21 protein-coding genes are annotated in these 20843 nt (G+C 64.9%); 7 read left to right on the forward strand and 14 right to left on the reverse strand.

What is annotated here, in order from left to right:
- Window positions 1-11: 11 nt before the first annotated feature.
- The 6 genes from K323_RS0120655 to K323_RS0120680 form a co-directional block, all read right to left on the reverse strand.
- On the reverse strand, window positions 12-713 hold the full coding sequence (locus tag K323_RS0120655) for a response regulator (protein WP_022887163.1): 702 nt from the start codon (window positions 711-713) through the stop codon (window positions 12-14).
- Window positions 713-2080 carry a sensor histidine kinase gene (locus tag K323_RS0120660; RefSeq protein WP_022887164.1) on the reverse strand — a complete coding sequence of 456 codons (1368 nt, stop codon included), beginning with the start codon at window positions 2078-2080 and terminating at the stop codon, window positions 713-715. The genes K323_RS0120655 and K323_RS0120660 overlap by 1 nt, the downstream gene beginning before the upstream one ends.
- A gap of 132 nt (window positions 2081-2212) precedes the next feature.
- Window positions 2213-3583: a hypothetical protein gene (locus K323_RS0120665; RefSeq protein ID WP_022887165.1), complete on the reverse strand. Its 1371-nt coding sequence runs from the start codon at window positions 3581-3583 to the stop codon at window positions 2213-2215.
- A gap of 252 nt (window positions 3584-3835) precedes the next feature.
- A complete protein-coding gene (locus K323_RS0120670; protein ID WP_022887166.1) occupies window positions 3836-5341 on the reverse strand; it encodes an FAD-dependent oxidoreductase in 1506 nt (501 codons plus the stop codon).
- Window positions 5342-5507: 166 nt separating this feature from the next.
- On the reverse strand, window positions 5508-6188 hold the full coding sequence (locus tag K323_RS27675) for an SDR family oxidoreductase (protein ID WP_022887167.1): 681 nt from the start codon (window positions 6186-6188) through the stop codon (window positions 5508-5510).
- Window positions 6181-7638, reverse strand: coding sequence for a DUF6421 family protein (locus K323_RS0120680; RefSeq protein ID WP_022887168.1), 1458 nt, complete (start codon window positions 7636-7638; stop codon window positions 6181-6183). Before K323_RS0120680 ends, K323_RS27675 begins: the two co-directional genes overlap by 8 nt.
- A gap of 353 nt (window positions 7639-7991) precedes the next feature.
- On the opposite strand from K323_RS0120680, the gene K323_RS0120685 reads away from it, so the two are divergent.
- Genes K323_RS0120685 through K323_RS27685 form a run of 3 tightly spaced genes read left to right on the forward strand, consistent with a single transcriptional unit; the run spans window position 7992 to window position 10462 of the window.
- Window positions 7992-8438: a VOC family protein gene (locus K323_RS0120685; protein ID WP_022887169.1), complete on the forward strand. Its 447-nt coding sequence runs from the start codon at window positions 7992-7994 to the stop codon at window positions 8436-8438.
- Between the two features lie 43 nt (window positions 8439-8481).
- Entirely contained in the window at window positions 8482-8961 is a 480-nt protein-coding gene (locus tag K323_RS27680) for a hypothetical protein (protein ID WP_022887170.1), read from the forward strand.
- A gap of 22 nt (window positions 8962-8983) precedes the next feature.
- On the forward strand, window positions 8984-10462 hold the full coding sequence (locus K323_RS27685; RefSeq protein WP_022887171.1) for a dihydrolipoyl dehydrogenase family protein: 1479 nt from the start codon (window positions 8984-8986) through the stop codon (window positions 10460-10462).
- An 11-nt stretch (window positions 10463-10473) separates the two neighbouring features.
- On the opposite strand, the gene K323_RS27690 is transcribed toward K323_RS27685, so the two are convergent.
- On the reverse strand, window positions 10474-12570 hold the full coding sequence (locus tag K323_RS27690; RefSeq protein WP_022887172.1) for an ABC transporter ATP-binding protein: 2097 nt from the start codon (window positions 12568-12570) through the stop codon (window positions 10474-10476).
- A 2-nt stretch (window positions 12571-12572) separates the two neighbouring features.
- Complete coding sequence (locus K323_RS0120705) at window positions 12573-14309, reverse strand: ABC transporter ATP-binding protein (protein WP_022887173.1); 1737 nt, start codon at window positions 14307-14309, stop codon at window positions 12573-12575.
- Window positions 14310-14579: 270 nt separating this feature from the next.
- On the opposite strand from K323_RS0120705, the gene K323_RS27695 reads away from it, so the two are divergent.
- Window positions 14580-14864: a DUF4190 domain-containing protein gene (locus tag K323_RS27695; protein WP_022887174.1), complete on the forward strand. Its 285-nt coding sequence runs from the start codon at window positions 14580-14582 to the stop codon at window positions 14862-14864.
- Window positions 14865-14919: 55 nt separating this feature from the next.
- Here the strand turns inward: K323_RS27695 and K323_RS0120715 are convergent, their stop codons facing one another.
- Window positions 14920-16122 (reverse strand): methyltransferase, encoded by a 1203-nt coding sequence (locus tag K323_RS0120715; RefSeq protein WP_022887175.1) that lies wholly within the window; start codon window positions 16120-16122, stop codon window positions 14920-14922.
- A 127-nt stretch (window positions 16123-16249) separates the two neighbouring features.
- Window positions 16250-17239: an LLM class F420-dependent oxidoreductase gene (locus K323_RS0120720; RefSeq protein WP_022887176.1), complete on the reverse strand. Its 990-nt coding sequence runs from the start codon at window positions 17237-17239 to the stop codon at window positions 16250-16252.
- Window positions 17240-17467: 228 nt separating this feature from the next.
- On the opposite strand from K323_RS0120720, the gene K323_RS0120725 reads away from it, so the two are divergent.
- Window positions 17468-18316, forward strand: coding sequence for an SDR family oxidoreductase (locus K323_RS0120725; protein ID WP_022887177.1), 849 nt, complete (start codon window positions 17468-17470; stop codon window positions 18314-18316).
- Window positions 18317-18328: 12 nt separating this feature from the next.
- Here K323_RS0120725 and K323_RS0120730 read toward each other — a convergent pair whose 3' ends face one another.
- The 3 genes from K323_RS0120730 to K323_RS27700 form a co-directional block, all read right to left on the reverse strand.
- Window positions 18329-18748: a hypothetical protein gene (locus tag K323_RS0120730; RefSeq protein WP_022887178.1), complete on the reverse strand. Its 420-nt coding sequence runs from the start codon at window positions 18746-18748 to the stop codon at window positions 18329-18331.
- Window positions 18749-18804: 56 nt separating this feature from the next.
- Window positions 18805-19101, reverse strand: coding sequence for an alpha/beta fold hydrolase (locus K323_RS0120735; RefSeq protein WP_022887179.1), 297 nt, complete (start codon window positions 19099-19101; stop codon window positions 18805-18807).
- Between the two features lie 78 nt (window positions 19102-19179).
- A complete protein-coding gene (locus K323_RS27700; RefSeq protein ID WP_022887180.1) occupies window positions 19180-19620 on the reverse strand; it encodes an alpha/beta fold hydrolase in 441 nt (146 codons plus the stop codon).
- Between the two features lie 55 nt (window positions 19621-19675).
- Here K323_RS27700 and K323_RS0120745 point away from each other — a divergent pair, with 55 nt between their 5' ends.
- Complete coding sequence (locus K323_RS0120745) at window positions 19676-20260, forward strand: hypothetical protein (protein ID WP_022887181.1); 585 nt, start codon at window positions 19676-19678, stop codon at window positions 20258-20260.
- Window positions 20261-20273: 13 nt separating this feature from the next.
- Window positions 20274-20666, forward strand: a complete 393-nt coding sequence (locus K323_RS0120750; RefSeq protein WP_022887182.1) for a PLD nuclease N-terminal domain-containing protein — start codon at window positions 20274-20276, stop codon at window positions 20664-20666.
- Here K323_RS0120750 and K323_RS0120755 read toward each other — a convergent pair.
- The gene (locus K323_RS0120755) at window positions 20658-20840 is read right to left on the reverse strand and encodes a hypothetical protein (RefSeq protein ID WP_022887183.1); all 183 of its coding nucleotides are present in this window, start codon (window positions 20838-20840) and stop codon (window positions 20658-20660) included. The two genes, K323_RS0120750 and K323_RS0120755, sit on opposite strands and share 9 nt — an antisense overlap.
- Between the last annotated feature and the right edge of the window lie 3 nt (window positions 20841-20843).

Here is a 20843-nt window from a genome sequence, read left to right on the forward strand (position 1 = left end):
GGTGACGACGCTCAGGCTGGAGACGCGCCCGGCGTGACGATGCCGTGCTCGTAGGCGAAAACGACGGCCTGGATGCGGTCGCGGAGCCCCAGCTTCATCAGCACCTTCGACACATGCGTCTTCACCGTCGCCTCGCCGAGGTACAGCCGCCGGGCGATCTCGGAGTTCGCCAACCCCTGTGCGAGCAGCGCCAGCACCTCGGCCTCACGCGCGGTCAGCTCGTCGACCGTGGTCGGCATCGGGCGAACGGATGCCGCGGCCGGGCCCGCCTGCGCGTCGGCCGACCGTGCGAAACGTTCGATCACTCGGCGCGTCACATCGGGAGCGAGAAGCGCATCCCCCCTGGCCAGCACCTGCACGGCCTCGACGAGCGCTTCTGGCGACGAGTTCTTCAGGATGAATCCGCTCGCGCCGTGCTGCAACGCGTCGAAGAGGTAATCCTCACGGTCGAACGTCGTGAGGATGAGGACGGCAGAACGGATGCCGGGATCGGCGACGATCTCACGGGTGGCGGTGAGGCCGTCGATGCCGGGCATCTGCACGTCCATGCAGATCACGTCGGGGTTCAACTCTCGTGCCCTGTCGATTGCGCCGCGACCGTCAGCCGCTTCGCCGACAACCTCGATACCGGGCTCAGACCCGAGGATGATGCGGAATCCGGCGCGCACCAGTTCCTGGTCGTCTACCAGCAGAACCCTGATTGGTGCCGTCATCACGCGTCCTCTGGCGGGGTCGGGCGTGCCGCGCTCGCCAGCGGGAATCGGGCACGCACCAGGTAGCCTCCGCGCGGCCGCGCTCCGATGTGGATCTCGCCGCCAACGGCCGCCACCCGTTCCCGCATCCCTTGGTGTCCGAGCCCGACGCCCGATGATATTCCTTGTGCGACATGTGCTGTGGAACCCGCGCGAGGGCCGACGCCGTCGTCGGTGATCTCGAGCTCCGCGGCATCCGATTCATAACGCAGGCGGAGGTCGGCGGTCGCACCAGGTCCGGCGTGCTTGCGCGTGTTGGTGAGCGCCTCCTGGGCGATCCGGTAGATGCTCAGCGCGATGGTCCCCGGTACGTCACGTGGCTGCCCGATGATGCTGAGCGTCACCGGAATACCGGCCGATCGTGACTCTTCGGCGAGTTCCGTGAGCTGTGCCACGCCCCGCGTGCTGCTGCCTTCGCTCGCCGGGGCGGCATCCGTCGGCTGGTCGTCGCTACGCAGCGCGCCGAGCATCGTGTGTAATTCCTCGACGGCGCTCCGTGCGCTCTGCTCGATCTGGCCGAGGGACTGGCGAGCTGCAATGGGGTCGCGGTCAAGGATGCGCCTGGCTGCGCCGGCCTGCACCCCCATGACCGACACGTGGTGCGCAACAACATCGTGCAATTCGCGGGCGATGCGCACCCGTTCCAGCGCCACAGCCTGCGCGGCAGAGCGCTCTCGTTCAACTTCCAATTCACGTGTGCGAGCCTCGAGCGCGGCTTTTCGCCTGGCGGATTGCCACCCGGATTCGCCGAACAGGTAGGCGGCTCCGAAGTAGATGAGATTGATAAACACCTGAAGCATGCCGTAAGCGGCATACGGTGAGAATGCTCCCTCGCGAGACAGGTCTGGAAGCACATTGACCTGGTTCGCTGTGGTGAGCAGAGACCAGAATAGCCAGATGAACATGCCGACAATGATGATGATGCGAACCCACCGGGCGCGCAGGCGTCGCCGGCTCCAGGCACCGACAGTGTAGATGGCGAGATAGAGGCAGATGTTCGAGAACAGGGTGTCCATCGCGCCGAGAGTGGCGCCGACAACGAAGACAACGGCGACGATGACGGCCACCGCTTCCGGCCAGCGCCTGCGAACGGCGAGCGGCAGGGCGATGCAGACGACCCAGAGGGCCGTGAGCCAGACTGGTGCGTCATCGAATAGGCCGGCGGTACGGGTGAGGAAGGCGCTGATTGCGGTGCCGACCGCCAATGCGAGTGCGATCCAGATGTCGGCCCGATAGCCGGCTGGAGTCGGGCTCGGCCGACGCCACCCGTCGCCGAGCGGGTCGGTCGCCCGGGAGTTCTGCGCGGTCGCCACAGTCGGTGCGGTCATTACTCAACGCTAGTCGGGTCCCCCCGCCGCAGCATCCGTCGCGCGGCGGATGCCGGCCGGTAGCCGGGCGTCTTGCGGCACGGGGCAACGAAGGGGCACGGCCAGCCGGCCGCGCCCCGGATCGCTCGACTGCTACGCGTGCATGCGGCGACGACGGACGTACAGCATCGACCCGCCCAGGAGCAGCAGCACGGCCGCGCCGAACGGCACACCGGCATCGAAGCCGGTTGCGGCAAGCACTGCGGCGACGTTCAGCGACACGCTCGAGACATCACCGTAAAACTGACCGACGACAACGAGGGTGTGCGCCCCGGCGCCGAGCTTGGTAAGCACGTCGGCACTCAACGTGATCTGTGCCACGCCGTTGACGACCGGGAAGGTTCCGACCGAGATCGGCGACGAGTACAGGTAGGCGTCGACGAAGCTGTCCGCACCGTCGAAGCGCACGTTGGCGGTGTAGCTCTTCGTCGGGTCCAGGGCGCCGGCGGGAAGTCCCGTGGAGGTCTGTGACGCCGGCGTTGAACCGTTGGCCTCGAGGTACGCCGCCAGGTCGGCCGAATCTGCCACCGGTGCGGCTGCGGTCGGGAGCTCGGGGGCGGCGAGGAAGCCGCTCGTGTAGCTGTCTGCGAAGCCGTCCTTGTGGCCGGCGACCGCCACCCAGATCTGTTTGCCCATCATGTCAGCGGTCACAACGAGGGTCGACGTGTTGGCGCCCTCGATGTCACCCGAGTTCTGTTGGTGGGGAGCAACCGCACCCCACCCGTAGCTGAGCGTCACATCTGCCGCCCAGCCTGCCGGAACGGCGGTGAGCGTGCTGCCAACGGCCTGTGTGCCGGAGATGGTGACGGTGCCCGCGACAACCGAATCCTGCAGGAACACGTAGCGGGCACCGTTGAAGCTGATGCCGGTGACGGTGCTTTCCGTGCCGGTGGTCGTGAGAACACCGAAGCCGTTAACGACCGCGCCGTCTTCAGCGAGCAGGGCATCAGTCAGGGCCTGGAGCGAGACGACAGAGTTCGCCGCGATGTCGCCGATGGCCTTGGACGTCACCCAGGCGTCGGAAAGAGAGGCATTGTTGGTGCCAGTGAAGGGAGCGGACGGACGCAGGGTCGTCCACTTGCCGTCACCGAACGCGAGGGCAATCTGGAAGAAGGCCGGGTCGCTGTCCGCCGTTGTCGTCCACGACAATTCGCCTGCATTGATCGACTCAACCAGCGTGTCCACGCTGAGTTCAGCGCCCTCGTCCAGTCCGTTGAGGATCTGCGATTCGCCTGTGAGCTTCAGTCCCTCTGTGGTGACGCTGGCCCGGTCCGCTGCATCGGCGTAGCCCTGGTGCCAGCCGGCATACGTGCTCTCATCGGGGCGAATTTGGCTCGCGTACACCGTAACGTCGGTGGTCGCGGCCTGCGCTGGCGCGGCTGCGACGAGGGAGACCCCGCCGATCAGTGCCGCGCTGAGCCCAAGGGCGGCGGCCCGGCCCAGCCGTGTCTTGAGTGTGGCCATAGTCATAGTGTCGATACCTCAATCGCTAGATCTGACTCGCTTAATGAGCTAGTTGACCCAGACTGTGGCCGCACGAAAGCGGTAGGCCACAGGCCGTCGGCCAAGATACCCCTTAGCGAAGACTAGTGGCGCGTCGAGCCCGGAATCGTTGTTTGACCCGAACGGGGGCAGACTCTCACCAATACCGATTTCGGGCGGTCGAAACGTTCCGGCGTGCACGGCAGAATCCCGGTTGATCGTGCTGGCGGCGCGCTACTCTGCCGCGTCGGCAGCGACGTCGAACCGTTCGAGGTCTTTCAGCGCCGGGCCCTCCAGCCGCTGCCCATCATGCGAGAAGCGGGAGCCGTGAAGCGGGCAGTCCCACGACTGTTCGGCATCGTTCCAGCCGAGCACACCTCCGAGGTGCGTGCACACTCCAGACACCTTCGAAAGTGCGCCGTCGACCCGGCACAAGCCGACAGGGCTCATTCCCTCCCGGTAGACGTCGCCCTCTCCATCAGACAGCGGCGAGGCGGGCGGACGAGACACCGTTTGCGCCAGCCAGTCCTTGACCAGTTCCACACCGACGCCGGCACCGAGACCCGCGGCATCGGCCGCATCAGAGAGCGTCACCCTGCGCCCGTACAACGTTCGCGCCCACTCCATCTCGCCATCGAGCAGCTGCGACGACAGCGCCAGACTGGCCGCGACCGCATTCGTCATGCCCCACTTGTTGAAACCGGTGGCCAGGAAGATGCGCTCGTCGCCCGGCACGATCGACCCCACGTACGGCGCGTAGTCGAGCGAGCGATAGTCCTGTGCAGACCACGCGTGGGTGCGCACCGCCCCCGGAAAGTGCAGGGCCGTCCACGCCTCGAGGTCGCGCACCTGCGCTGCGGGCGAGTGTTCCCTGCCAACAAGGTGCCCGTTCCCGCCGACGACCAGGTACTCAGTGTCGCCGACTCGCGCCGTGCGCAGCGACCGCCCCGGCTCGTCGATCGAGAGGTACATTCCCTCCGGGATCGGCCCCGGCACGGTGAACGCCAGCGCATACGACCGCGACGGCTCCAAGCGGGCGAAGTGCGCGCCACGGCCCAGAATCGGAGTACCGGTCGCGAGGACAATACGCTGGGCACGAACGCGACCAGCGGATGTCGTGACCTCGAGGCCGTCGCCGTGATGGGCGACATCCGTCACCCTGGTGTTCTCAATCACCCTGCCGCGGCGCTCTTGCACGTCGCGAGCCAGGCGTTCGACGATGTCGAGCGGGTTGATTTGCGCCTGTTCGGCGAGCCGCACCGCGCCGAAGCTGGCAAACGGCAGGTCGCTCTCCGACTCGAGAGTGACATCGAGACCGGCGTTCCGGCAGGCCTCGAACTCCTTCTGCACCGACTCAGCACCTTCCGCCGTGCCCGCGTAGGTGAACGCGTCGCGCATCTGGAACGGCAGTTCGTGTTCAACGCAGTAGCGGAGCAGCCACTTCTGACCCTCGAGGTTCGCCTCGACGTAGGCGCGTGCGACCTCGGCGGAATTGTGGTGCGCGACCTTCGAGAGCTGGCCGCCATGCAGCAGGCTGAGCTTGCCCGTGGTGTTTCCGGTGGTGACGGATGCCAGCTGCCGCGCTTCGAACACCGCGACCGACTCCCCCGAGCGGGCCAGCAGCAGTGCGGTGCAGAGCCCGGCGAGGCCACCGCCGACCACGATCGTGTCGAATGAGGCGTCCGCCACGAAGAGATCAGGCTCAATGGTTCGTGGGCGATCGAGCCAGAGCGAGGTCATGGGTCACCTTCCGTCGTCAGTGCCGGTTGTGGCTCGACCCTACCCCGCGTTGGGTGAGGAATGAAGGGCTCACCCGTCGCCGAGCCCTCGCCAGTGCGGCCGAATCGTCGCTTTGAACGCCGCGGACCGACGATTTGCGCGCACGCGCGTGCTGGGCAAACGGCGATTACGCGCCGAGCCGCACCCGGGTGTTGTTGACGGATGCCGCCTCAGCGTCCCACAGGCCGACCACGTGTTCAGCCAGCTCGGCCTCGAGCCCCTCCAGGGCACGCACGACGAACACTACGGCGGCTGCCGCAGATTCGGCCTTCGCGAAACCCTGCCCGACGGCCCTGGTCCAGGTCTCGGCTGCGGCCTTCGCCGCGGCATAGTTGGCGCCGCCCGGCGTCGGCTTCTCCACCGATACCGACGAAACGATCGCGAGCCGACCGGCCACTGATGCGAGCAGGTCGGCATTGAACGCGCGCGTCGTGTTGCGCAGGGTCGTGACGATGTTGCGGTGCAGCACATCCCAGTCCTCGTCGGTCTGGCCCGCGAGACCGCCACCACCGCGCCAGCCGCCCACAAGGTGGATCAGGCCGTCGATCGTTCCGTGCTCCGCGTGAATCGTCGCCGCAAGCTCGGCGACGGCGTCGAAGGAGGCGAGATCGCAGACGTAGGTGGCGGCATCCGGAACCGCGCCGCGCACCGCGTCCAGACGCGAGGCGTTCGACCCGACCGCGACGACCTTCGCGCCGGCCTCAGCCAGCGCCGACGCCACGGCAATCCCCGCCGCACTGGTCGCACCGGCGATGAGCACGGTGCGACCAGCGGCGGGGAGTGGGCTGAGCCCGGCGGAATCAGTCACGTCCGGTGATTCCCACGGTCGACTCGATGACGGTCTTCATCTTCTTGTCGAGCGCCTCGAAGAACATCGACAACGGGAACTCGTCGTCGAGCACTTCGTCGGTGTACCCCTTGGGCGCCCCGGCAAGCACGTCATCCGAAAGCCCGCGCGCCCAGTTCGACGCGGGGTTCGGTGTGAGCGTCTGCGTGAGCATCTCGTACGCGGCCAGCCAGTGCGCCTTCTTCGGCCGGTCGATCGAACGCCAGTACAGGTCGTCGATCTGCGCGCCGAGCGCGATCACGACCTCCGGTACTCCATCCCAATCGATGGTCAGCTTGGTGTCTGTCCAGTGCAGCACGTGATGCTGGTGCATCCACGCGAACAGCAGCTGCCCGCCGAGGCCGTCGTAGTTGCGCACCCGGGTGCCGGTGATCGCGAACCGGAAGATCCGGTCGAAGATCACGCCGTACTGCACCAGCTTGGCGTGCTTTCGCGCCTCCGGGCTGGCGTTCTCGTCGCGTTCGATCGTGACCGACTCGCGAAAAGCGGTCAGGTCGCAGCGCAGCTCCTCCAGCGAATAGAGGAAGAACGGCATCCGCTGCTTGATCATGAACGGGTCGAACGGCAGGTCGCCGCGCATATGCGTGCGGTCGTGGATGAGGTCCCACATGACGAACATCTCCTCGGCGAGAGACTGGTCGTCGAGAAGGGCAGCCGCATCCTCCGGCAGTTCGATACGCGTGATCTCGGCAGCTGCGCGCACCACCCGGCGGAACCTCGCGGCCTCACGGTCGGAGAAGATCGCACCCCAGGTGAACGTCGGGATCTCGCGCATCGCCACGGTCTCCGGGAACAGCACCGCGGAGTTCGTGTCGTAGCCGGGCGTGAAGTCGAGGAAACGGATCGGCACGAACAGCTTGTTCGTGTACTCCTCCTCCAGCTCCACGATGAACTCCGGCCAGATGACCTCGACCAGCACCGCTTCGACCAGCCGGTTTGTGCTTCCATTCTGCGTGTACATCGGGAAGACGACCAGGTGACGGATGCCGTCGGCCCGGCTCTGCTGCGGCTGGAAAGCCATCAGGGAGTCGTAGAAGTCGGGTACTCCGAAGCCGCTGGCCCCGTTCGTATCAGTGCCGTCGGTACCCGCAGCCCAGCGCTTGAAGTCAGTGACGACGACCTTGAGGTAGGCGGAATCGTGCGGGAACAGCGGGGCGAGTTCCTCGATGGCAGAAGTGATCGTCTCCACCTGTGCCGCGGCATCCGTGTGATCTGACGCCTCGGGGATCGAGCCGTCTTTTACCTGCACGACCTGCATTGCCGTGGCGGCGGCCTTCAGGCGGAGCCACGCCGGGTTGGATTCGACGTCTGCCGCGAGGGAGATCCCGGCGACGGCTGCGGCATCCTCGACAACCTCGGGCTCACCGATCAGTGCTTCAGAAATGTGACTTTCAGCAACGTAATTCGACATGGGAACCTCCCGTCCTCGTGGATCGGCCGCGGTCGCGGCAACTTCATGGTGATATGGCGCAAATCGTGCGCTCATTCCAGCGTATCGCCCGACGCCCGGCGTTTTCCTGCGATCGCGCGCAACGAACGTGCACCGAGCCGCCCGTTTCTGCTCTTAAACGCTCGGCCGAAGAGCCGATTCGGGCGGCTCGGTGCATTGCACGCGAAAGGAATGCGGCTGTGGGTGATGCGGTTGCGGGGCGTGCGACCCGTGCCCACCGGGGTGACACCAGTGGCTTCTACGGGTGCGACCCACAGAGCCTGGCGCGACTCTTAAGGGGAGGGCAAACGCCCCGCAATAGAAAGGAACTGATCATGGACATGAAACTTGAGGTAGTCGTCCTTCCCGTCGGTGACGTCGACAGGGCAAAGGCGTTTTACGAGGGTCTGGGCTTTCGCCTGGATGCCGACTTTGTGATCAGTGACGACTTTCGCGTCGTGCAACTGACCCCGCCCGGCTCCGAGGCATCGATCATCTTCGGGACCGGCGTCACCGAGGCCGAACCCGGCTCCATGCAGGGTCTTCAGCTCGTCGTGTTCGACATCGAGGCGGCACGCGCCGACCTCGTTTCCCGTGGCGCCCCAGTGTCGGACTTCTTTCACGATGCCGGTGGAATCTTCTACCACGCGCCCGGCGGCGAGCAGCGGCTCCCTGGACTCGAGCCGAGCCGCGCCGATTATGGCTCGTGGGCCGCTTTCAATGACCCTGACGGCAACGGATGGGTGCTCCAGGAGATCAAGAACCGGGCACCGGGACGATGAACGAGCCGACCATTATGCCGCAACCATCGATCTGGAGCACCCAATGAAATTCATCGACGCACTCTTCGGGCGCAGCAGGCCAGACCTCCGGGAAGCTGTCTACCCGAACACCGTAGGACTCAATGAGAACGAGATCACGTTCGAGAGGTACGAGTACCTGATCCGAACCGTATTACCGGAGACCATCGAGCAGATGCATGCCGGAGCATTCGCCATGCTCACCTCTGTGCAGCGCGCCCGCGTGTTCGACGTGTTCGTCGACTTCGCCAAGTCTCCGGACGAGCGACCGACCGATTCGAGGCCGGCCACCCTTGCTGAGGCGGCGACGCGGGCGGAACTCCAGAACCCTGGCGTGCTTGCGCGAATCTTCGGCGGCAACTACGGCTACACCGGACTCGGTGGCTCGCTGATGACGGCCATCGTGGGTCACGTGACCCGGTCGGAACTCGCTCTGGCATTCTTTGGCGCCGAATCGTTCGACGTTGAAGCGTTTGCTGACGTGGCGCCGGATCCTGAGGATTAACGAAACGAAAAGGGCACAAACAATGGACATCAGGGACTATGACGTGATCGTCTTGGGCGCGGGTGCTGCAGGCGAGAACGTCGCCGACCGAGCGAGGCAAGGCGGGCTCACCGCGCTTCTCACCGAGCACGCGCTCGTCGGCGGAGAATGCTCGTACTGGGCATGCATGCCCTCCAAGGCGCTTCTCCGGTCGGCCGCCGTCATCCGTGCCGCGCAACGCGTGCCTGGCGCTGCCCAGGCCGTGACCGGAGCACTCGACACCGATGCCGTGCTCGCGAGGCGCGACGCATTCACGAACCACTGGTCAGACGAGAGTCAGGCGGAGTGGGCAGAAGGCGCTGGGATCGACGTCCTCCGCGGGCACGCTCGCATCACTGCTCCCAAGCAGGTGCTGGTTGATCTCCCCGGTGAAGGTGAGATCCACTTGACCGCCCGTCACGCGGTCGTCGTCGCCACCGGATCCGACGCATTCATCCCCGACATCGACGGGCTCAGGGCCGCACAGCCGTGGACCAGCCGCGACGCCACCAGTGCCAGGAGCATTCCGGCCAGTCTTGCCATCATCGGGGGCGGCGTCATCGCCGCTGAGATGGCAACCGCGTACGCCGGACTCGGCGCATCCGTCACCGTGATCTCACGGGGCGCCCTTCTTGAAGGCATGGAGCCGTTCGCGGGCGAGAAAGTACTGGAATCACTCGCCGAACTCGACGTTGCCATCCATCTCGCAACCGAGACAACGCGAGTGAGCCGCGATCAGCAGGGTTTCACCGTGGAGACGAACACGGGTGAAACCATCACGGCAGAGAAGTTGCTCGTTGCGACCGGCCGCTCGCCTCGCACCCGAGACATCGGTCTGGGCGCGATCGGGCTGACACCGGGAGACTGGATCACTACCGACGACACGCTCCTCGTCACAGGGTTCGACTGGCTCTACGCCGTAGGGGACGTGAACCATCGGGCGCTCCTCACCCATCAGGGGAAGTACCAGGCCCGCGCCGCAGGCGACGCGATCGTTGCGCGGGCGAATGGCGCATCTCTCTCGGACAGGCCATGGGGCACGCATGTCGCAAGCGCGGATCATCAGGCCGTCCCGCAAGTGACATTCACCGACCCGGAGGTCGCCTCGGTCGGGTTGACGGCCAGCGCAGCTCGAGACGCCGGCTACCGGGTCCGCGCGGTCGATTACGAGATCGGTGATGTTGCCGGAGCGAGCGTGCACTCAGACGAATACGCTGGCCGCGCCAGGATGGTCGTCGATGAGGATCGCAACGTGATTCTCGGAGCCACATTCGTCGGGCAGGACGTGAGCGAAGTTCTGCACGCCGCCACGATCGCGATCGTCGCCGAAGTGCCGCTCGATCGACTGTGGCACGCGGTGCCCGCCTACCCGACCATCAGCGAGATCTGGCTGCGGTTGCTCGAGACGTACGGCCGACCGGGCAATGGGCACGGCTCGAGCATGGAGGCTGAACCTGCCTACTCGTTCGCTTCAGGTGGATAGATTCCAGGCGGCTACTCGACGGGCGCAGGTTCTCCCGCGAAATCCGCCGCGATGTCCGCGCCAACATCCGTCGTCGGCTCCTCCTGTGCAGCGCCCATGAACTGCGACATGTACAGGGAGTAGTACGCACCGCGCTGCGCGAGCAGAGTCTCGTGGTTACCCTGCTCGACGATGCGACCGGCCTCCATCACCAGGATCGTGTGCGCATCGCGAATCGTCGACAGGCGGTGCGCGATCACGAACGAGGTGCGATCGGTGCGCAGCGCTGCCATGGCGTGCTGCACCAACAGTTCGGTGCGGGTGTCGACGGATGACGTCGCCTCGTCGAGGATCAGCAGTGACGGGTTCGCGATGAACGCACGCGCGATCGTGATCAACTGGCGTTCACCGGCCGAGACACTGCCGCCGTCGGTGTCGATCACGGTGTCATAACCGTCGGGCAGCTGGCGCACGAAGCGGTCGACCATGGTCGCCTCCGCTGCGACGATCACTTCGTCGTCCGTTGCGTCGAGGCGTCCGTAACGGATGTTTTCCTTGATCGTTCCACCGAACAGCCAGGCATCCTGCAGCACCATGCCCACCTGCGAACGCAGTTCGCCGCGGCTCAGCGAGGTGATATCCACGCCGTCGAGCAGGATGCGGCCTCCGGTCAGCTCATAGAAGCGCATCACCAGGTTGACCAGGGTGGTCTTGCCTGCGCCGGTTGGGCCGACGATGGCGACGGTGTGCCCCGGCTCGGCCGAGAAGGTGAGGTTCTCGATGAGCGGCTGGTCCGCGTTGTAGGAGAACGAAACGTTCTCGAACTCCACGTGACCGTCGGTGCGCTCGGGGAGTTCAGCGGTCTTGTTCTCAACATCCTGCTCGTCGGCGTCGAGGAACTCGAAGGTGCGCTCGGCCGATGCCACACCGGACTGCAGCATGTTCGCCATGCCCGCAATTTCAGAGAGGGGCTGCGAGAACTCGCGCGAATACTGGATGAACGCCGTCGCGTCACCCAGTGTCATCTGGCCTGCTGCCACCTTCAGGCCACCGGCCACGGCGATGAGTACATAGGAGAGGTAGGAAACGAACATCATCGCCGGCATGATCGTGCCGGAGACGAACTGTGCGCCGAACGAGGCCGTGAAGAGCTCATCGTTGCGCTTGTCGAACTCCTCCAGCATTTCCTTGTCACGACCGAAGACGCGCACGAGCTCCTGTCCGGAGAAGGTCTCTTCGATGTGCCCGTTCAGCGAGCCGGTGTGCTTCCACTGGGCGGAAAACAGCTTCTGCGAACGCACGCCGATGACGGCCGCGATGCCTGCGGAGAGCGGCAGCGCGATCAGCGCGATCAACGCGAGCTGCCACGACACGATGAACATCATCGCCGCGATGCCGATCACAGTGAGCGCAGATTGCACCAACTGGGAGAACGCCTGCTGCAGCGCGCTCTGAATGTTGTCGACGTCGTTGGTGACCCGCGACATCAGGTCGCCGCGCTGGCGGGAGTCGAAGTAGCTCAGCGGGAGCCGGTTCAGCTTCTCTTCGATGTCCTGGCGCAGCTTGTAGACCACGCGCATCACCAGGCCGTTGAGGATGTACCCCTGCGCCCACATCAGGATGGACGCGACCGTGTACATGCCAAGCACCACAAGAATGAGGCGGCCAAGCACGAGAAAGTCGATTCCCTCGCCAGGAACAACGGATGTCCCCTGCAGCATGTCGGCGAACTGGCCATTGCCGGAGGCGCGGGCCTGGTCGATGACCTGCTCGAGTGTCGCACCGGCCGGCATCTGCGCGCCGAGCACACCGTTGAAGATGGTGTCCATGGCCTGACCGAGAATCTTCGGAGCAAGTACGGTCAGCACGACCGAAGCGACGACCAGTGCCACGACGATCATGAACTTCGCGCGCTCTGGACGCAGGAGGCCGACCAGACGCTTCGCCGACGGCCAGAAGTGCTCGGCCTTCCGCGCTGAGGGGGTACCGCCGAACATGTCGCCGTCGCCCTCTTGCGGCACGTACTCGTTCTCGAGTTCGGTGGTGGTCGCGGCGTCGGTGCCTGTTCCGTCGGTGCCTGCCCCGTCGGCCACGGGCGCTTCGTTCTTCTTCTTTTCGTTTCTGGCCATGGTTACGCCACCGCCTCCACGCTCAACTGGGATTCCACGATTTCCTGGTAGGTCTCGTTCGATTCGAGAAGCTCCTCATGAGTTCCCCGTCCGACGATCGCCCCGTTGTCGATGACCAGGATCTGGTCTGCACCGGTGACGGTTGAGATGCGCTGCGCGACGATGATCACCGTTGCGTTGCTGGTCGCGTCTCCGAGGGCTGCGCGCAGCCGGGCATCCGTCGCAACGTCGAGAGCGGAGAACGAGTCGTCAAACAGGTAGACACGCGGCTCGGCGAGCAGCGCCCTCGCGATGCACAGGCGCTGGCGCTGGCCGCCGGAGACATTCGTTCCGCCCTGGGCGACGGTCTCATCGAGCCCCTTGGCCATGTCACGCACGAAGTCTTCGCCCTGGGCGATGCGAAGCGCGTTCCAGATCTCGTTGTCCGTCGCATCCGCTCGCCCGAATCTCAGGTTGGAACCGATGGTGCCGGAGAACAGGTAGGGCTTCTGCGGCACCAGGCCGATCACCTTCGACACCTGCGCACGCGTGAGGTCTGACACGGGGACGCCGTCGATGGTGACGCTGCCCTGCTGCGCGTCGTAGAGTCGCGGGATCAGGTTGATGAGCGAGGTCTTGCCGGCTCCCGTGGAGCCGACGATGGCGGTCACCTGGCCGGGTTCGGCGGTGAAGCTCACGTTGTCGAGCACTGGGCGCTCCGCTCCCGGGTAGCCGAAGGTCACATCCTGGAACTCGACCCGGCCGCGCGTCGGTGTGGCCACGGTTTCGGTGCGCGAGAGCGCCTGGCTGGAGTCGGTGGTGAGCACCTCCTTGATGCGCTCGGCGCAGACGACCGCGCGAGGGATCATCATCACCATGAAGACGCCCATCATGACGGCCACCAGGATCTGCAGCAGGTACTGCAGGAAAGCGGTGAGCGAACCGACCTGCATGTCGCCGGTCTCAACGCGCTGCCCACCGAACCAGAGCACGGCGGCCGTCGCCAGGTGCAGCACCATCATGATCACGGGGAACATCAGCACGAAGATGTTGCCGACGCGCACCGAGACTTTGGTCAGACCTTCGTTGGCCTTGCGGTAGCGCTCGTTTTCGAAGGGCTCGCGCACAAACGCACGCACAACACGGATGCCGATGATCTGCTCGCGCAGCACGCTGTTGATGCCGTCGATGCGGTCCTGCATCTGACGGAACAGCGGCATCAGCAGGTAGACGAGAATGCCGACGATCACAAAAAGAACCGGTACGGACACCCACACCAGCCAGGAAAGGCCGATATCTTCGCGCACGGCCATGATGATGCCGCCGATGCACATGATCGGGGTTGACACCATGAAGTTCAGGGTCATCAGCACGAGCATCTGCACCTGCTGCACATCGTTGGTGCCGCGGGTGATCAGGGTTGCAGAGCCGAACTTGCCCAGTTCGAGGGCGCTGAGCGAATCGACCTTGCGATACACCTCGCGGCGCAGGTCGCGACCGATGGCCATCGCGGTGCGTGCGCCGAAGTAGACGCCACCGATGGCGGTGACGACCTGCACCAGGCAGACCGTGAGCATCATCACGCCCGTTGACCAGATGAAACCCGTGTCGCCCCTGGAGATTCCCTGGTCGATGATCTGAGCGTTGAGGCTCGGAAGGTACAGGGCGGCGATCGTTGAAATCAGTTGCAGCACGAAGACCGCGATGATCCACGCTTTGTAGGGCCTGGCGTGATGGAGCGCCAGTGAGAGGAGGGCCACAGAAGTCCTTAGGTGAGGGTCGACAGAAGGAGGTTCGAGTCTGGTCGCATCCGAAGCCTGTTCGTCTCGTCGCTGGCGACGTGGCGATCCGGCCGGCCCCAGGTCGGATTCGGAGCGAAAACTCAATGTGTACAGCGTACACGAAGATCGGCTTCTGGTTCGGAAAATTTTCCGGGTGATTGACACCTGTGAATCTCCTGTGTCACTGTATCCCTTGAGTCACTGTGGCCCCACAGCAGTACATCCACCACACAATCGAGGAGCATCGAAATGTCTGAGTCCGCTGCAGTTCCCACGACATCCGCCGCCGCAACCGAGGCGCCGTGGAATGTCCTCTCCATCGTCGGATTTGTCCTTTCCCTGGTCGGCTTCAACGTCATCGCCGTGATCCTGGGGTTCATCGGCCTCAGTCAGGTCAAGAAGACCGGTGAGCGCGGCCGCGGCTTCGCAATCGCCGCCATCATCATCGGCCTGGCCTCGGCGATCCTCTTCATCATCCTCTTCATCGCCCTCGGCGTCGTCGCTGCCAGCGGAGCCATCGTCACGACAAACTGACGTTCCCCTTCACCTGTCGATCCCCCCGTTCACTACTGGACGGGGGGATCGTCGTTCAGGCGGTGCCAGCTTCTGTGCCGGAGTTGACCGAACGCAAACGCCAGAGCGAGGTCACCTCGTTCGATCGCGCGGCGTGGAGCGGGTCTGTCGTGTCGTACGCACGCCGGTGAGTCGGTCGTGTGTCGATGCGCTGGGCGACCGTGAGACCCGCATCCTCGAACAGGTCGAGCAGCTCGCTGCGGGAACGGAGACCGATGCGCTCCGCGATGTCAGACAGGATCAACCAGCCTTCGCCGGCCGGTTCCAGATGCAGGGCCAGTCCACCCAGGAAGCCCCGCAGCATCCGGCTGTCTGGGTCATAGACGGCGTGATCGGTCGACGTGGTTGCCTCAGCCGGTATCCACGGGGGATTGCACACGATCAGGTCTGCCCGGCCGACCGGAAACAGGTCGGCCGGGGCCACTTCGACCTGATCGGTGAAACCGAGTCGTTCGATGTTCTCGATTGCACAGGCGAGGGCGCGTGGCTCCTGGTCGGTTGCGATCACGTGACGGATGCCACGGTGCGCGAGAATCGCGGAGAGCACTCCGGTTCCTGTGCCGATGTCGAACGCGACCAGGTCTTCGAGGGTGCCAGACGGCAACGGTGCGGCAGCGACCAGGTCGAGGTACTCGCCGCGCACCGGGGAGAACACTCCGTAGTGCGGATGGATGAGTGCACCGAGCGCAGGGATGTCTACTCCGTTGGTGCGCCACTCGTGGGCGCCGATGACGCCGATCAGTTCGCGGAGCGAGGTCACGGATGGCTGGTCGCTTTTCCCGTAGCTCTGGGTGCAGGCCAGTCGGACGTCGGGAGAGCGGCGCAAGGGGATCGTGTAGTCGGCGTCAAGTGGGATCAGGAGCATCCCGAGCAATTGCGCGCGGTGGGCGGCATCCGCCCGGTGTTTGCGGAAGGCCGCGGTGAGGTCAGGCGACGGCTTCCTCGTGCCGCGGTCGATGCGTCGGCCGAGTGATCCGAGTAGCTGCCGGGCGTTGTGGAAATCGCCGCGCCATAGCATCGCTGTACCCGACGTGGCGAGCCGGTACGCGGCATCCGTGTTCGTGCGGTCATCAATGATCTCGAGACGCTCTGGAGCTGGCCAGCCGCCCTCCGAATGCCACAGTCCTGTGTGGATTTCGCCGTCTTCGGTCCAGGTGAACGGCAGGTGCTGTGGTCGCCTGAGGTTCAGAGGGAGTGACCGTTGGGACGTGCTGGACATGGCGTCCGCTCCTGTACTGCACCATCGAGCAGGACGATGCCCGGCGCTTTGCTGAGCCCCGAGTATCGCAGCCGCACCTGAACGTTCAGCCTCGCTGCTGCGCGGCCGCGCGAGCCCGCCGTCCGCGTTACTGTAGCGCCGGCACGACCTCGCGCTCGAAGAGCTCGATGCCGGAGCGGTCGTAGGCCGCCTCGGGGAAGTTGTGGACCGAATAGGTCAGTCCGCGCGATCGCATGTCGGTCAGTCGCTCGATGACCTGCTCTGGTGTTGCGGCGATTTCGACACCGTTGCGGTAGGCAGCAACATACTCGGCTGCCTTCGCGTCTCCGATGTAGGGCGCAACGCGTGCTTCGACGGCGTTGATGCGCTCGGCGACCTCCGCCTCGGTCGAGCCGATGATGGTGTAATAGTTCGCCGACCTGGTGATCGCCTCGAAGTCGGTGCCGAGTGTCTCGCAGTGCCCGCGCAGCACGTCGCTCTTGTGCGAGAACTCCTCCGCAGTGCCGGCGAAGTTGGTGTAGTTCGCGTACTGCGCCGCAATCCGCAGTGTCACCTTCTCGCCGCCGCCGGCGACCCAGATCGGGATGCCGCCCTCCTGCAGCGGAAGCGGCCGCACGATGGCGCCGTCCACCTGGTAGTGCTCGCCGTTCAAGGTTGCGGTGCCCGTCGTCCAGGCCTGCTTCATGATCTGCACGCCCTCATCGAGGCGGGCGAGGCGCTCGCCGGCGCGCGGGAAACCGTAGCCGTATGCGAGCCATTCGTGCTCGTACCAGCCGGCGCCGATGCCCATCTCGACACGGCCGCCGGAGATGATGTCGACCGTCGCCGCGATCTTCGCGAGGTGGGCGGGGTTGCGGTAGCTCATGCAGGTGCACATCTGGCCGAGACGAACCCGCTTGGTCGTGGCGGCGAACGCTGACATGAGTGCCCATGCCTCGTGTGTCGCCTCTTCGGTCGCCACCGGAACGGTGTGGAAGTGGTCGTACACCCAGATGGACTCCCACGGGCCCGCGTCGGCGTGCGCGGCGAGGCCGCTCATCGCCGCCCACTGCTCTGCGGGGTCGATCCCGACCAGATCGTGACGCCAGCCTTGGGGTATGAAAAGTCCAAATCGCATGAGCTTCACCTTACTTGCGCGGGAGGTCCGGCTGCGTCATGGTCGGTGGCCGTGGCGTGGACATCGGCGGGCGGGCGGTCGGGCGGGATGCGGGTGGTTGAGCCCACGTCGCGCTGGCAACCCGCACGCGCAGACACCACGCGCAGACACAGTGCCGTTGCAACCCGGCGTAACGCTTCAGGCTGGTGTCCGTGCGTTGTCTGCAGCGAAACTTGCGATGATTGAGACATGACTCGAACTGTTGCCGGCGCCCGCATCCTCATCACGGGGGCGGCGGGCGGCATGGGCCGCCTGTACGCAGAACGGGCCGTCGCCGAGGGCGCGAAGGCCGTGATCCTGTGGGACTCGGATGCGCCGGCGCTCGCCGCCGCGGCATCCGAACTGAATCAGATGGCCGGCCCCGGTACCCGTGTCGCCCCGTATGAGGTCAACATCGCCGACCTCGGCGCGATCGCCCAAGCGGCCCAGCGCGTGCGCGTTGAGGTCGGTAATCCCGACATCGTGATCAACAACGCCGGGATCGTGCGCGGCAAGTTCTTCTGGGAGCACGACAACGGCGACGACACCCGTCCGACCATGCAGGTCAACGCGCTGGCGCCGATGTACATCGCCAGGGAGTTCCTGCCTGGCATGATCGACAACGCCTACCGTGAGGCGCGCATCGTGAATATCGCTTCTGCCGCCGGCACACTTTCGAACCCGCGGATGAGCGTTTACGCGGCGTCGAAGGCCGCACTCATCGGCTGGAGCGACTCCCTGCGCCTCGAGCTCGTGCAGCAGGACCACGGCAACGTCAAGGTCACCACTGTGTGCCCGAGCTACATTTCCACCGGCATGTTCGCCGGAGCCCGCGGCCCGCTGCTCACTCCCATCCTGACGCCGGAATACGTCGTCGACCGGGTGTGGGCGGCCATGCTCGCCGGCCGTCCTCTGCTCTTCATGCCACGCAGCGTTGGCCTGGCACGAGCCCTTCGCGGCATACTGCCGTTGCCGGTCTGGGATGTGGTTGCCGGTCGGGTCTTCGGCGTCTACCGTTCCATGGACCGGTTCACCGGCCGCGCTGACCCCAGCGCCTGACCCCAGCGCCTGTTAGCTGCTGCAGGTCTTCTGGAGGTCCATGAACGAGTCCTGAACCGCGGTGGCGCTGTCCTGGAGTGCGGAGGTGTCTGCGTTCTCCGGGTCTTCGGCGTAGTCGCCGAATGCGTCGGACAGGTCACCCAGCGCGCCGTCGGCCTTGTCGGCCGTCTTCTTGACGTCGTCGTTCGAGATCCTGCCGACGTTCTCGGAGAACTTGTCGGCCGTCTTGCCGATCGCCGCTGCCGCTGCCTCAGGGTCAGCCTGCAGTTCTGAGACGTTCTCAGAGAGTTCCGTCTGAAGAGTGTCCAGCCCCTCGATGAGTACAGTGCAGGCGTCGGCCTTGCTCTGCCCGCCGGCGCAGCCGGTGAGCAGCAGTCCAGCGACGGCGAGTGAGCCGATGACGGATGCGAATTTTGTGCGTTGCGTAAGCATGTGAGTCCCCCAAGAAATCTGAAAATATGACCCCATGACCCTATCAGGGGGGACACTCAGAGCTGGTTCTCAGCCAGCCAACCGAGGAGGACACGCTCGAAGTCGGCCGCCTGCTCGACGTTCGGAAGATGCGCGGTATCGCGGAAGGTACATCCGCTGGCAGTCGGAATCGTCGACAGCAGGAACTCATACTCCGCCAAGTGGTGGGTCAGGTCGTACTCGCCGACGGTGATGAGCGTCGGCACCTCGATGTCAGTGAGGCGGTCGAAGGCCGGCGGGTCTAGGGGGAGTGCGGTCGGGTCTTCTTCGGCGTGCACCACGTTGACGCGGTTCAGCTCGTAGGCGGTGCGCACAAAGTCGGCGTCGAGGTTGTTCGTGTCTCGACGCGGGCCGAATGCCCACAGTTCGGTCTCCAGCCGGGCGAGCAGGTGCTAGTCTTTCGCTTCGACCGCAGCGTCGAGGCCAGCGCCCTGGGAGTTCTCGGCGTCGCTGAGTTCGACATCGGGGAATCCGCTTGGACCGGAACCGATCGTGACCAGCCCGCTCACTCGCTCCGGGCTGTCGACGGCGATGTCGATGGCGATGCCGCCGCCACGGGATGCGCCGATAATCGTTGCCTTCAGGACGCCGAGATGGGACAGGACGGCGAGTGCGTCTGCGCGGTCGGAGTACTCCACGTTCTCGGTTTTGGTCTGGCCGAAGCCGCGGGTGTCGTAACGGATGACGTAATGGTCGGTGGCCAGAGCTGCGATCTGCTGGTCCCACATCCGGAGGGTGGCGATGCCGGCGTGGATGAGGAGCAAGGCGGGCTTCGAAGTGTGGCCGTCGGCCTCGTAGTAGAGCGAGGCACCTGGAACGTCGATGTGCGGCATGGTTCGAGCGTAGCGGGACCGTTGCAGAGGCCGGGAGGGCCGATAGGGTGAATCCATGTCCAGCGACACGCCTCCGCATGACAGCCATGGTCCAGACCTGTACTCAGGGAGAGACCTTCAATCCGGCCGCACTCCCATCGTGGACAGGTATCGCCTGCGCCAGGTGTTGTTCGGCGCTGTCATCGTCATCGCTCTGCGATTTGTCACCGAATTCATCATCGCGCTTGGGAACCTGGCGGTCGCTGCCGGACAACCCTCAGGGGTATTCGGAGGGATGTACGTCGTCCAGATTCTCATCGGTCTGGTGAGTGCCGTGTTCTTCGTGGCGGGAGCGGGAGTGGCTGGGATTTTTATCGCGCCACTCACCGCATCACTCGGCCTGAAATCGCTGCTCGGGAGGCTCGTGATCGGCGGTGCATTCGGCACGATCGCGACGCTGATCGTCGGGTTGATCGTGACGCTGGCAACCAACAACAACTTCAGTTACCTCCTGATGAACATCGTGTACTCCGGCCTCGTTTATCCCGTCGTCGACGGGATCATCAACACCGCTCTCTTCGCCCTCGGCGTCTTCATAGCGAGGTCACTGCCTTCAGCACCTGCAATGCCCGGCCCCGCTCTTCCTTCGTCTGCCGGCTGAGGGTCGGTTTCGCATGCCAGTGCTGATATCCGCCGTTCTCTTCCTGGTCGTCGTCGGCGCCTTGATCGACATCATCACGAAGCAGGACGGGCAGGTGAAACATCTCCCCAAGCTGGTATGGATCTTCCTGGTGATCTTCCTGCCATTGATCGGAAGCATCCTGTGGTTCACGATCGGTCGTGAGTACAACGCGCCGGTTGATCGCGGCACCTTCGCCGATCTGCGTCGTCGTCCGTCGCCCGCGCCCGCGCCTGCACCGAGACAGGCGGCTTATGACATGCGTCCGGCTCGCACCACAGAGGAAGAGTTGGCAGAACTCGATCGGGAGATCGAGTTCCACAATGAACAGGCGCGCATCGAACGCCTCGAGGCCGAGCTGGAGAAACGGCGCAAAGAATCAGAGTGAGGTGCTCTGGTCAGACGGGGAGCCCGATTCAGTGACGGATGCCGCGGCGAGCGTTTCGAGGTGTGCGGCGGATTTCTCCGTGGCGTCCGCTATCCGGCGGAGTGCGCCGATGACGCTGATACTTGCGAACAGCACAACCAGAATCAGGATGACGAACAACCAGGTGAGATCCATGCC

The organism is Glaciibacter superstes DSM 21135 (assembly GCF_000421145.1).
Taxonomy (GTDB): domain Bacteria; phylum Actinomycetota; class Actinomycetes; order Actinomycetales; family Microbacteriaceae; genus Cryobacterium; species Cryobacterium superstes.